The sequence below is a fragment of the uncultured Fenollaria sp. genome (assembly GCF_934202865.1).
Lineage (GTDB): Bacteria > Bacillota > Clostridia > Tissierellales > Peptoniphilaceae > Fenollaria.
Window position 1 is genome coordinate 1 of sequence record NZ_CAKPYL010000043.1, and the last position, 13185, is coordinate 13185.

General features: G+C 36.4%; 10 protein-coding genes. 1 reads left to right on the forward strand and 9 read right to left on the reverse strand.

All coding sequences use genetic code 11. From position 1 onward, the window contains the following. The 8 genes from Q0E71_RS05230 to Q0E71_RS05265 all read right to left on the reverse strand — a co-directional run. Positions 1 to 300: hypothetical protein (locus Q0E71_RS05230; RefSeq protein WP_294796748.1), on the reverse strand; the 300-nt coding region annotated here is incomplete at its 3' end. A 93-nt stretch (positions 301 to 393) separates the two neighbouring features. Continuing rightward, positions 394 to 2805 carry a leucine--tRNA ligase gene (leuS, locus tag Q0E71_RS05235; RefSeq protein WP_294796750.1) on the reverse strand — a complete coding sequence of 804 codons (2412 nt, stop codon included), beginning with the start codon at positions 2803 to 2805 and terminating at the stop codon, positions 394 to 396. A gap of 9 nt (positions 2806 to 2814) precedes the next feature. Next, positions 2815 to 4197, reverse strand: coding sequence for an asparagine--tRNA ligase (asnS, locus tag Q0E71_RS05240; RefSeq protein WP_294796751.1), 1383 nt, complete (start codon positions 4195 to 4197; stop codon positions 2815 to 2817). A gap of 10 nt (positions 4198 to 4207) precedes the next feature. Then, positions 4208 to 4948, reverse strand: a complete 741-nt coding sequence (locus Q0E71_RS05245; protein WP_294796752.1) for a peptidylprolyl isomerase — start codon at positions 4946 to 4948, stop codon at positions 4208 to 4210. Between the two features lie 8 nt (positions 4949 to 4956). Next, complete coding sequence (locus Q0E71_RS05250) at positions 4957 to 5295, reverse strand: DUF1667 domain-containing protein (RefSeq protein ID WP_294796754.1); 339 nt, start codon at positions 5293 to 5295, stop codon at positions 4957 to 4959. Beyond that, a complete protein-coding gene (locus tag Q0E71_RS05255; protein WP_294796756.1) occupies positions 5292 to 6644 on the reverse strand; it encodes an MATE family efflux transporter in 1353 nt (450 codons plus the stop codon). The genes Q0E71_RS05250 and Q0E71_RS05255 overlap by 4 nt, the downstream gene beginning before the upstream one ends. After that, the gene (gene map, locus Q0E71_RS05260) at positions 6645 to 7403 is read right to left on the reverse strand and encodes a type I methionyl aminopeptidase (RefSeq protein ID WP_294796758.1); all 759 of its coding nucleotides are present in this window, start codon (positions 7401 to 7403) and stop codon (positions 6645 to 6647) included. Positions 7404 to 7535: 132 nt separating this feature from the next. Further along, positions 7536 to 9554, reverse strand: a complete 2019-nt coding sequence (locus tag Q0E71_RS05265; RefSeq protein WP_294796760.1) for a heavy metal translocating P-type ATPase — start codon at positions 9552 to 9554, stop codon at positions 7536 to 7538. 224 nt (positions 9555 to 9778) lie between these two features. On the opposite strand from Q0E71_RS05265, the gene Q0E71_RS05270 reads away from it, so the two are divergent. Further along, complete coding sequence (locus tag Q0E71_RS05270; RefSeq protein WP_294796762.1) at positions 9779 to 11227, forward strand: hypothetical protein; 1449 nt, start codon at positions 9779 to 9781, stop codon at positions 11225 to 11227. Between the two features lie 96 nt (positions 11228 to 11323). Here the strand turns inward: Q0E71_RS05270 and Q0E71_RS05275 are convergent. After that, a partial coding sequence (locus Q0E71_RS05275) for an S-layer homology domain-containing protein (protein ID WP_294796763.1) occupies positions 11324 to 13185 on the reverse strand: 1862 nt, incomplete at its 5' end.

Below are 13185 nucleotides of genomic sequence, written 5' to 3' on the forward strand. Positions count from 1 at the left end.
GTTATACACAAGCTGTTTAACGTTCCAGGCGCCATTCTTAGCTGATGAGCTAACTCTTGCATAGTCCTTCCAATACTTCATTATATCGACGTCATCAAGGTAAATGCTTCCAGTGATTTCATCAGCAACAAAAAACTTGTGATTATAATTTAAATCCATATGCAAAGTTGATTCGCTCCACTTGCCATCTCTATATACTAAGGCTTTCACATCACGTGTATACGGAAAGCTAAGTACTCCAAATCTAATAAAAAAGATTATTGCCAATATGATTATAATTGTTATTGTTTTCTTTTTCATATTGAACGCCTCCTTACTTAAGATAATTATATCACATTTAGAAATATTTCGCAAAAAAAGAAAGACCTAAGCTAATAGATCTTTCTTCATAAACTATTTTATAACTACTGTAAATATTTTGTTCTTTACGTAAATCTCTTTAACAATGTTCTTGCCTTGCTTTGACTTTTCGAAAAGTTCGTGTGCATAAACTTTTTCTTTTACTTCGTCTTCAGAGGCATCTCTATCGATCTCGATTGTGTATCTAACCTTGCCATTGAATTGAACTGGTATCTCAATAGTTTTGATGATGGTTTTGTCCTCATCAAAGATTGGCCAAGTTGATTTATAAAGTTCTGTATCGAAGCCCACCATCTCATTGATTTCTTCTGTTATGTGTGGCGCGATTGGATAAAGAAGTGTGATGTAAGTCTTAAGCTCTTTTCTTGTGATGCTTCCCTTTGAAGTAATCTTGTTAAGCAATTCCATAAGTTTAGCAACTGCTGTGTTAAACTTTAAGTTTTCAAAGTCTTCTGAGACTTTTTTGATAGTGATGTGAAAATCTTGTTCTAAATCTTTAGAATAATTTTCGTCGTCGTTCACTATTTCCATCAAGCGATAAACTCTTTCAAGGAACTTTCTTGAGCCTTGTATACCTGTCTCTGACCACATAGCAACTTTTTCGTAGTCTCCCATAAACATTTCAAAAACTCTTAGCGTGTCTGCGCCATATTGCTCTACGATATCATCTGTATTAATTACGTTTCCTCTTGACTTACTCATCTTTTCTCCATCTTGAGCAAGTAGCATGCCATGTGATGTTCTCTTTTGATATGGTTCGCTTGTTGGCACTACGCCTATGTCATATAGGAATTTATTCCAGAATCTTGAGTAAAGTAAGTGAAGTGTAGTGTGCTCCATACCGCCGTTGTACCAATCAACTGGCATCCAGTACTTAAGCGCGTCCATAGATGCTGGTGCAGTAGTACACTTTGGATCAGTGTATCTTAAGAAGTACCAGCTTGATCCTGCCCAGTTAGGCATAGTGTCTGTCTCTCTCTTAGCAGGTCCACCGCAATGAGGGCAAGTTGTGTTAACAAAGCTATCGATCTTAGCTAGAGGTGACTCGCCCGTATCAGTTGGTTCATACGCTTCAACGTCTGGTAATGTTAATGGCAAGTCCTCTTCATTAAGTGGCACCCAACCGCATTTTTCGCAGTATACCATAGGGATTGGCTCTCCCCAATATCTTTGTCTTGAGAATACCCAGTCTCTTAGCTTAAAGTTTGTCTTAACAACGCCCACTTTTTTATCTTCAAAATATTTAATTATCTTTTTCTTTGCTTCGTCAACTGAAAGACCATTTAAAAAGTCTGAGTTAACTAAAGTGCCTTTTTCTGTATCAGTGTAAGCTTCTTTACTGATGTCGCCACCAGAAATAACTTCTTTAATCTCTTCGCCAAAGGCTTTTGCAAAATCATAGTCCCTTTGGTCGTGACCAGGTACAGCCATGATGGCGCCTGTGCCATAAGTCATTAAAACGTAGTCAGATACATAGATGGCAATCTTTTCTCCATTAGCAGGGTTAATGGCAGTTAAGCCATCAATCTTAACGCCTGTCTTTTCTTTAACAAGCTCTGTTCTTTCGAAGTCAGATTTTAATTTTGCCTTATTTTGATATTCATGAACTTCGTCAATATTTTTGATACTATCCTTATACTTTTCTATAAGCGGATGCTCTGGTGAGATAACCATGTATGATACGCCAAAGATGGTATCTGGTCTAGTTGTATAAACTTTTAGCTTGTCATCTACTTCATCTATCTCAAAATCAAGCTCCATACCATGGCTTCTGCCTATCCAGTTAACTTGTTGCGTCTTAACTCTGTCGATAAAATCAACTGTGTCAAGGTCATCAATAAGTCTGTCGGCATACTTAGTTATAGCTAGCATCCATTGTGTTTTAACTCTGTGTTCAACTGTGTGTCCGCATCTTTCGCAATGGCCTTGAATAACTTCTTCGTTAGCTAGACCAATTTTACAGCTTGGGCACCAGTTAATGTTCATTTCCTTTTTATAAGCAAGACCCTTTTTGAATAGTTGGATAAATATCCATTGAGTCCACTTGTAATATTCTGGATCAGTTGTATTTATCTCTCTGTCCCAGTCAAATGAAAGACCTAGTGATGTCAATTGATGCTTGAAGTGAGCAACATTTCTCTTAGTAACATCCTTTGGATTCATTTTGTGCTTTATGGCATAATTTTCTGTTGGTAGACCAAAAGCGTCCCAGCCCATTGGATATAAAACGTTGTAGCCCTCAAGTCTTCTCTTTCTAGCAACTATATCAAGTGCTGTGTAACTCCTTGGGTGACCAACATGTAAACCCTCTCCTGATGGATATGGGAACTCAACCATTAAAAAGTATTTTGGCTTGTCTGAATCGTTCTCTGCGTGAAACGCTTTATTATCAGCCCAAATCTTTTGCCATTTGCCTTCTATATCTTTATGATTATATTCTTTCATAGCGTCCTCCTAAAATTCACAGTGATGAACTGTTCTTGGGAATGGTAGGACGTCTCTGATATTTTCAATACCTGTTATATACATGATAAGTCTTTCAAAGCCAAGTCCATAGCCGGAGTGAACTACTGAGCCATATTTTCTAAGGTCCATATACCAAGTGTATGAGTCCATATCAAGTCCTAGCTCATTGATTCTCTTTTCAAGCTTATCGTAGTCTTCTTCCCTTTGTGAGCCGCCGACAATTTCGCCAATACCAGGAACTAAGCAGTCCATAGCAGCAACTGTCTTGTTATCTGGGTTGAGCTTCATGTAGAAGGCCTTGATATCCTTTGGATAATCAGTAACGAAGATTGGTTTTTTAAAGATTTGTTCAGTTAAATATCTTTCGTGTTCTGTTTGTAGGTCCATGCCCCACTCAACTTTAACATCAAATTTTTCTTCATGTTCTTTTAGTATTTCTATAGCTCTAGTGTAAGTAACTCTCTCGAAATCTGAGTTTCTAACGTGATTTAATCTATCGATTAGACCCTTGTCAACGAATTGATTACAGAATTCTATTTCTTCCTTAGCATTTTCCATAACATAGTTAATAACGTACTTAAGCATTGCTTCAGCCACGTCCATGTTTTGATTGTTATCCATGAAGGCCATTTCTGGCTCTATCATCCAGAATTCTGCAGCATGTCTAGTTGTATTTGAGTTTTCTGCTCTAAATGTTGGTCCGAATGTATATATCTTTGAGAAAGCCATGGCAAATGTTTCGCCCTCTAATTGACCTGATACTGTTAAGTGAGTTGGCTTATCAAAGAAGTCTTGGCTGTAATCAACAGCGCCATCTTCCGTTCTTGGTGGATTATCTATATCAAGTGTAGTTACTTGGAACATTTCGCCTGCGCCTTCAGCGTCTGATGCTGTAAGTATTGGTGTGTGCACGTAAACAAAATCTTGTTCGTTGAAAAACTTGTGTATAGCAAAGGCTGCTAGTGATCTAATTCTGTAAGCTGCTCTAAAAAGGTTAGCTCTTGGTCTTAAGTGAGCTATACTTCTTAAGAATTCCATTGAGTGTCTCTTATTTTGTAGTGGATAATCAGCTGTTGAGTCGCCTAAGACCTCAATCTCTTCTGCCTTGATCTCAAATGCTTGTTTATTGTTTGGTGTAAGAACTACTTTGCCCTTTACTCTGATTGACGCACTTAGATATAGCTTTGATACTCTTTCAAAATTTTCTAGTGTGTTATCATAAACGACTTGAACACTACTAAAGAAAGATCCGTCATTTATTTCAATGAAACCGAATTCTTTTTGTGCTCTTAAATTTTTTATCCAAGCTTGAACCTCAACAGTCTTGCCGTCAAGCTCCTTGTAGCTCTTATAAAGTTCTCTAATATCCATACTCTCACTCCTATTTATAATCTTCTACTGTAATCGTTTCAATTACGACGTCTTCTAGAGGCTTGTCGTTTGCGTTAACTTGTGATTTTGCAATCTCGTCAACAACGTCCATGCCCTCATAAACTTCGCCAAAAACTGTGTGCTTATAATCAAGCCAGAATGCTCCGCCTATCTTTTTGTAAGCGTCAACAACAGCCTTTGGATATCCCTTTTCTTCGCCAGCTTCTTCCATTTGCTTAATTATATCATCTTGAACAGCTTGGCCTTGTACTATGAAGAATTGTGATCCGTTAGTATTAGGACCAGCGTTTGCCATACATAATGCGCCTCTGAAGTTTCTTGTATTTATATCAAATTCATCTTCAAATGGTGCTCCGTATATACTTTCGCCGCCAGTTCCATTGCCATTAGGGTCGCCGCCTTGAATCATAAAGCCATTAATAACTCTATGGAAGATTAGATTGTCATAGTATTTATCTTCAGCGTGTTTAGTAAAGTTCTCAACTGCCTTTGGAGCTACTTCAGGGAATAGTTTTACCTTGATCTCGCCCTTATTAGTCTTGATAGTCGCTATCTTGTCACCTGCTTTTGGATTTTGTAGTTGAACAAGTTCTGCATCGTCTGTAGTTACTTCGCTTTCGCTTCTTTCTTTTTTCATTTCACTCTCACCGCCATTGTCATTATTTTTGCTACATGCTGTTAAGCTTAGGCACATAGCCATCGTTAGTAATAATAAAATTATCTTTTTCATAATTCCTCCTACTTAAGTATTCTTTTTTGACTCACTATATTAACGTCCAAGTCTAAAATATTTTCCTTAATTAAATCGCCCACGTTTATAGGTGCCTTCGCGCGTAAATCAAATATTTCTTTTAATATCGCTTGATGATAAATTTTCTTGACCTTCTTATCAGTCTTTACAGGGAGACCCGAAACCATCTGACTGTCTATCCTAATCTTGCCATAAACGTAGTCATCCTCTTCTTCAAGAAGGCTCTTTGCGTAATTATATCCTCTTCCGCAGCGATTGCCAGAAATTTCTTCGCCATTAATTTTTATTCTGCAGCAAACTGGGCAGCAGACACATTGTATTATCATGCTATCACCTTCGGTTCTATCTCTTTTTTAAGTATAATTTTAAACCAAACATAAGCAACTATCCCTTTTAATATTGACGATAGTGATATTGCTATCCAAACGCCATCTAAGCCGTAATACTTCATAAATATCATTGCAAATGGTATACGCATCAAATTTAGAACTACGCCTGAATAAGATGGCTCCTTTGTTCTGCCTATGCCATTGAAGAATCCTGTTACACCTATCTCTATAACCATGAATAATTGTGAATAGCCAAGTATCCTTAAATAGTCAGCTCCTGCCTGCATTGCGACTGGGTCGTCTGGTAAAAACGCCGCAAATATCGGCTTAGCAAAGATTATGAGTAATAGTGATGTAGCCGTTCCTAGCGTTGCCATAATCCTCATGGACTTCTTAAAGCCAAGGACTATTCTGTCGTAAGTGCCTTTACCATAGTTTTGTCCAGTAAATGAAGTGTTAGCAACAGAGAAGCCATTTGCCGTCATCCAAGATATTGACTCGATTTGCGAGCCTATTGACATGGCTGAAACTGCATAGGCACCAAGCTTTGTTAAGTAGCCTGTTAAAACCATTGATACTGATGCGTGGCACGCTTCCATAAGCGTCATTGGTACGCCAAGCTTAAGTATATGCATAGTTATTTCTGATGGCACTTTCTTTAGATAATTCACTCTTACATAGATCAGGTCGTTCTTAAAGCCTATGTAGATATATATAAGGAAGATTACTAAAGTCGCTATAACTGATGCTATCGCTGTACCCATGGCTCCCATGTGAAAAACGAAGATGAAAACCGGGTCCAAGACCATATTTATAAGTAAACCTATTGAGCTAATGATAAATGGTGTCTTGCTGTTACCCATGCTATTGAATGTCGAAGCAAATAATGGGTTTAAGAACATAAATACTAGTCCAAAGGCAATTGCTACCATGTATTCACTTGCTAATTCTTGAACTGCCGCATCGCCTTCTTTGAATGAGTATAGGCCGATTAGCTCATTATGAAATATTATAAATATGGCTGTGATTGCCATAGCAATGAAAAATCCTAGCCTAAAGCCGCCGCTTATATAATTCTTAGTATTTTCTAAATCTGATTTACCAAAGCTTTGTGAAACGCCGACAGATAGGCCGACCTGACAAAGTATAATCAGTGAACTTATAAGCCAAAGGTACTGACCGACTATGCCGACAGCCGCAACAGCTTGTGTACCGACTTTGCCGAGCCAAAACATATCCGTGATTTGGTATGACATCTGAAGTAAAGATGTCCCCATCAAAGGAATCGCAAGCTTAAATAGTATCGGCGATATCTCTCCTTGTGTTAAATCTCTCGTCTCTGTCATTTACACATCTCCTTGATCAGTCGTTATAATCACTCCATTATCAGTTAAAGCAAGAGTGTGTTCAAATTGCACACACTTGCTGCCGTCCTTTGTTCTAGCAGTCCAGCCGTTCTTATCAAGCTTCATCGCTGCAGAGCCCATACAAATCATTGGCTCTATCGTAAATGCCATGCCCTTAACTATTCTTGGTCCTTTAACGCCAGAATCGTAGTGAAAAACTTGTGGATCTTCGTGCATGTTCTTGCCGATGCCGTGGCCGATAAATTCTTTTACTATAGAATATCCCTTAGGCCTTGTAAATGCTTCGATGCACTTACCTATCTCTCCTACTCTAACATTTTCATCAACTATGCTGATGGCCTTGTACATAGCCTCTCTTGTGTGATCAAATAGCTTTTGATCCTCTTCAGAAAGTTTTCCAACAGCGTATGACCAACAAGAATCCGCCATCCAGCCTTTGTAATTGACAACCATATCGATGGAGATGATGTCGCCATTCTTTAGAATAACGTCATCGCTCGGAAAGCCATGGCATATCTCGTCATTAACGGACGCGCATATAGCGTAAGGAAAGCCTTGATAACCTTTTTGCTCAGGGTAAGCGCCTTGACTTACTATAAAGTCATCAACAAAGTCGTTTAATTCCATTGTTGTAACGCCCTCTTTAACCTTATCTCTTAGTGCATGATGAACGCTCACAAGTATCTTACCTGCGTCCATCATCTTATTAATTTGATCTTTTGTCTTTAAATATATCATATATTACTCCTTTTAAGTCTATTCTATTATTATATATATTTTAGCCCAATATGTCAAGAAGTTCACAGCACATAGACAATATATCTATTAACTGTGAACTTCTTATTAAACTATTATTATCTTAATATTAAATTATCTAATTCTTAATGTGTTTATTATTGATAATAGTGTTACACCTACATCGCCAAAGACTGCTACCCATAGAGGTAATTGTATGAATAGTGATAGTATGATGATGGCCGCCTTGACAAAACCAGTGAAGATTAAATTTTCAATTATAATCTTGTTCACATAGTTCGATGTGTCAAAGATGTTTACTATCTTTTCTATCCTGTCATCCATGATAACTATGTCCGACGCTTCGATGGCTGCGTCAGAACCAAGTGCGCCCATGCTTAGACCGATGTCAGCCCTCTTAATAACTGGTGAGTCATTGATGCCGTCACCAACAAAAGCTACTAAGCCGTCCTTACCTTGTTCTTTCTCGAAGAATTTTATCTTGTCTTCAGGAAGCAGCTCTGCCTCGAATGAATCAATACCTAAATCGCGAGCGACCTTCTCAGCATATACCTTTGTATCGCCTGTTAGCATAACTGGCTTAACATTTCTTTCTTTTAGTTCGCGAACAAGATTCTTTGTCTCGTCCTTTATTTCATCTTCTATATATAGATGAGCTACAAGCTTATCGTCTAAATAAGTGTCAAGTACTTTGTATTCACTTTCTTTTTCACTCGTAATAACCTTAACGCTGCCAAATTTTGTTTCAGCCGCTACACCATTCTTAAGGCTTGTGTAAGAGATTATCTCTTCTTTGTTTATGGCCTCTCTATCATCAAGTATAGCGCTCGCTATAGGATGCTTTGAGTGATACTCAGCTAGTCTTGCTATGTGCAGAGCCTTTTCTTCATCCATATCAATGGCTTCAACACGAACCAGCTTAAATTTGCCGCTAGTTAGTGTGCCAGTCTTGTCAAAACAGAATGTCTTTATATTTCTAAATTGATCTAAGAATTTTGTTCCTTTAAATAAAATACCGTCTTTACTCATCTTGCCTATACCAGAGAAATATGCTAGTGGCACTGAGATGATTATTGCGCATGGGCAAGAAACTATAAGAAATGCGAAGCATGTGTGAAGAGCTTCCTTAAGTGGCATTATATTTAGTACTGGTGCTAATAGCGCAATCATCGCCGCGATAAAAACGACGATAGGTGTATAGACCCTTGCAAATCTCGAAACGCCTGTCTCAAGATTAGCCTTGTCGCTTTGTGAGCTTCTAACAAGCTCTTGTATTCTAGCTGCTGTCGAGTTCTTCGCAAGTTTTGTAGTTTCTATAATAAGGTAACCTTCCTTGACTATAGCACCTGAGTAAACCTCATTATTGACATCTACATAAACTGGTTCTGACTCGCCACTTATGTGAGCGTTATCGACCTTTGCGCTTCCTTCAATAACAACGCCGTCTATGGCGATGGACTCGCCCTCACGAACGATTATCCTTGAGCCAATGGCAACGTCAGCTGGTTCAGATTGAATTTCTTTACCATTATCCAAAACTGTAGCAAAAACTGGTGACTTAACTATAAGCTCCTTAATCTTGTCCTTTGATCTATCAACTGCTATGTCACTAATTATTTCACCTATTTGATATAAAAGTGATACCAAAACTGCCTCTAGATACTCGCCTATGAATATGGCGCCGATGGTAGCGACACTCATTAAAAATTCTTCAGCAAGTACACCATGAAGAGCGCCCTTAACGCCATTAATGATGATGTCGTACGAAATAACGATGTATGCTACGGCGAAAAAGACCATCTTATACGGGCTGTCTATGAATAAAAACGCTGCTAAGGCAAGTAGCGATACTGCTATCCTTAGTAAAAAGACTTTTGAAAAGCCTTCTTCAAGCTCCTCTTCCTCTTCATTCTCCCCGCGTGTGACTAAGACGTCTGGCTCTAAGTCGTTAATGTATTTTGTAATCTCTCTTAAAGCTGCCTCGCCATCTGCCCCGTCCTTCATTTCAATACTAAGAGTCGTATTAATAAAGTCAAGGCTTGCGCTTTCGACCGATGCATGATCCTTGGCAAAGCGTTCTATCTTTTGCGCGCAATTGGCGCAAGTAAGTCCATTTAAAAATAATTTTTTCATTGCTGCCTCCTAATTTATGTCTTTTTAATTTATATTAATGCTACGTTTATATGTATATACACATAAACATATTTTTATATATCAATTATAATATACCACAAATGTATTTATAATACAATAGTTTTCATAAAATTTTTTTGAATTATTTAAAATAATTCAGTATAATATTGCTACATATGTTATAATAATCATGGGAGAACAATCAGGCAACGAAAGGAAATTATATGGAATACTCTAAAATTTTAGAAACACTCTTAAACATAACAGACCAAAAACTCCAAGACATCTCAGACTTATTACACTATGATAAAAGTTACATAAGTAAATGGGCAAATGCAAAAGCACTGCCTTCAATATCTATTGTAAATGAGATACATGAAGTTCTTTCGGATTATTTTGCGTATAGAATATATGGAACAAAAAAACTTGATGAGCTAAAAGACAAACTTGGTATGAAATTTGAACCAATAACAAGACAGATTTTAAGTAAGTCAATCTACAATGAACTAAGTTTTGCTTACTTTAAAGTTTATCACAATTGTAATCCAAGCCCAATCAATTCAGAGCTTGATAATCATGTTATCATTGGAAGAGAAAAAATACTTGACTTTTTGTATTCATTATTCAATACAGAGATAACTGATGAAGAAGTAAAAATATATTCAACACTACCTAATAAGTTTTTATTTCTATTAATTAATCAATTAAAAAAACTATGGCTCTTTAACCTTAAAGTTCCAGTCGAATTAAATATACTACTAGAAAAGTTACCAGATATCAACAGAAAAGATGAACTATTGTTTATTGTTAAATCATTAGGCGATTTATCATACTATGACATAAACATATATCGCGAAGACAAAAATTACTATTTTGATTATTATATATATGTAAAAGATAAATTTGTTATATTCTTTAATACATTTGACAATGGTCTTCCATTAATGATAACATTTTCCAAAAATAAAGATATCTTAGAGGCAATTGATAGAAGCAATAAAAGAGTATTTAACTACTCTAACCCACTACTTAAAACTATCGATGGACTAAGATATGAAAGATATTACTATGAGACAAATCTTATATGTGAAGACTCAATGATATATACCTCATATATGAACGCTTGTTTTATGAGCTCAGATGATCTAAAAAAAGCCATAATTAAAAATAATATAGATAAAAGAAATTATGATTTCATAAACAGCCTTATAAAGCTTCAAAACTTCTCCATAAAAAATAATATGCACCAGATTAGATTTAACTCAACCGCACTCTTTGCATCTATAGAAAAAAGAAAGCTTTGCTTAGGTCCATACTATATAACACTAGCAGAAGATGACTATATTAAGTATCTAAATAAAACATACGACGAGATTTTTCATAACTCAAATCATAAATATTCATTCATAGATGCGGAGTCTTTAGGATCCATCTGCGAAGACTACTTCATGAGCTTTTACTTAAACAGCAATTCATTTATAGCAAAAAAACTAGATTCGTTCAATATAAATAAGTTTAAATATATAGTTTCTACAGATCGATCAATAAATGAATTCTTCAAAAAACTATTCATAGCACTAGAAGAAACAAATTATGTAAAAAATCTAAATCTTGAAGAACTTAAAAATTTAATTAGCTCAAAAATATCTACAGCAAAAATATTGAATCAATAAAATATATGGCAGGTACAATCAATGTATCTGCCATATTGCTTTATACATGAAAAAAGGCGCTCACTCAGAGCGTCTTCTTTCTTTTATAAAGAGAATTTATTTAACTTCTTTCCAGTCTTCCATTAAGCCATCAGCTTTTCTAATAAATTCATGAGTATTAGTAGCTTCAATGATATCATTGTAGTACCATTCACTAGCACTTAAGTCAGTGAAGAACTTCATAGAACCATGTGCTTCATGATAACCTAATTGGTCAACCTTTCTATTAAATACAGAGTTTAATATCCTTGCAGCTTCAGCTCTTGTAATTAACGCATTTGGTTTGAATGTGCCGTCATTGTAACCACTTATTCTACCATTAGCGTATGCTTGAGCTATAGCTTGTATTGCCCAGTGACCATTAACATCACTAAATGGAACAGATGCAAAGTTTGCTTTATCTATATTCTTTATAAGCTCTGCAAATTCTGCTCTAGTTATACCCTTATTAGGCTTAAAGCTTCCATCCTTATATCCCTTCATTAAACCGTTAGATACAACAGCATTTATAACGTTGTTATACCAACCGTTAGTGTCCTTAAATCCAGGTTTTGCATAGTTATTTAAGCTATATCCCATAAGTCTTGCAACCATAGCAGCTGCTTCAGCTCTTGTTACACGAGCATTTGGTCTAACAGTTCCGTCCTTATAACCGAACATGTAAGCCTTATGCTTTTCAGTAACTAGAATATCTTCTTCTTTTTCTTCTTCTCTGATATCTTCATCAGCTTTTCTTCTGTCATCATCTCTTCTGTGACGTCTGTAATAATAGTCGTCATCATAATATCTATGATCAGCTTTAACAATAACAGTTTGTGTAGCTACCTCCACACCATCTCTATATACAGTTACATATACAACATTGCCTCTTCTTAAGTTGTTAGGTGTTTTTACACTCCAACGTCCACTAGCATCAGATATAGTTGATTCTGTAGTTCCATCAGGGAATTGAACTTCAACATATAAATTTGGATCTGTGTAACCACTAGTTAACATGTCGTCAAAGAATAAATCATCCACATCTAATAAAACTTCTACTTGAGGTTTATTGCTCTTAACTTTTTCTTTAATTGGATCTGATTCTTCTTTTCCATCTTCTGTTGCAGTTGCTGTAATAGTTTGACCTTCTGTCATTCCTTCAGGTGCATCAACAAACCAATTACCTTTATCGTCAGCTTCTGTTTCAGTAACATCTCCATTTGGATAAGTTACATTAACTATTGCATTTGGTCCTGCAGTTCCTGTAATCTTAGTGTCGCCAACTTTTACTGGGTTAATTGTTGGTTTAGTAGATTTATTTTCTTCTGGTGCATTTGCTGTAGCTGTTGCATCATTTGAAGAATCATTTCCTTTTTGAACAAAAGCAGTTACTACTGTTCCATTAGCAACTTGATCTGCAGGAATTGTAACTATTCCTGTTTGTGGATTAACAGTTATAGACTGGTCAGTTCCTTGAGGTAATGTCCAATTTCCTTGAGGATCTTTTGTTACTACAAGAGTACCTTGTTGATTATTTTCATCAGTATATGTGATATGAATTGAATCAATATCTTCATTAGCTGGTGGTGTAATTGTTACAGAACCATCCTTATTAGCTTCTACAGTAGGAGCAGCTAATGAACTTTGTTGTTTTGCTTTTACAGTCTTATCTGGTGTTACTGTTGCTGTCTTTCCGTCTTTTGTTACAGTTACTGTTCCGTCATCTGCTACAGCTATTTCATCATCTGTTAAGTCTGGGTTTGCTGCCTTTATTGCTTCTTTTACTGCAGCTTTTTCTTCGTCTGTTAAGTGTTGTGGATCAACTACTTCTGTTACTGCTGGATCATTAACTGTTAAGGCGTCTTTTGCTTTTACAGTCTTATCTGGTGTTACTGTTGCTGTCTTTCCGTCTTTTGTTACAGTTACTGTTCCGTCATCTG

What these genes read in the sequence shown, in the direction of transcription:
- Q0E71_RS05265 (WP_294796760.1), bottom strand. Translation starts at nt 9,554, where the DNA reads ATGAAAAAATTATTTTTAAATGGACTTACTTGCGCCAATTGCGCGCAA.
- Q0E71_RS05270 (WP_294796762.1), top strand. Translation starts at nt 9,779, where the DNA reads ATGGAATACTCTAAAATTTTAGAAACACTCTTAAACATAACAGACCAA.
- asnS (WP_294796751.1), bottom strand. Translation starts at nt 4,197, where the DNA reads ATGGATATTAGAGAACTTTATAAGAGCTACAAGGAGCTTGACGGCAAG.
- Q0E71_RS05245 (WP_294796752.1), bottom strand. Translation starts at nt 4,948, where the DNA reads ATGAAAAAGATAATTTTATTATTACTAACGATGGCTATGTGCCTAAGC.
- Q0E71_RS05255 (WP_294796756.1), bottom strand. Translation starts at nt 6,644, where the DNA reads ATGACAGAGACGAGAGATTTAACACAAGGAGAGATATCGCCGATACTA.
- leuS (WP_294796750.1), bottom strand. Translation starts at nt 2,805, where the DNA reads ATGAAAGAATATAATCATAAAGATATAGAAGGCAAATGGCAAAAGATT.
- map (WP_294796758.1), bottom strand. Translation starts at nt 7,403, where the DNA reads ATGATATATTTAAAGACAAAAGATCAAATTAATAAGATGATGGACGCA.
- Q0E71_RS05250 (WP_294796754.1), bottom strand. Translation starts at nt 5,295, where the DNA reads ATGATAATACAATGTGTCTGCTGCCCAGTTTGCTGCAGAATAAAAATT.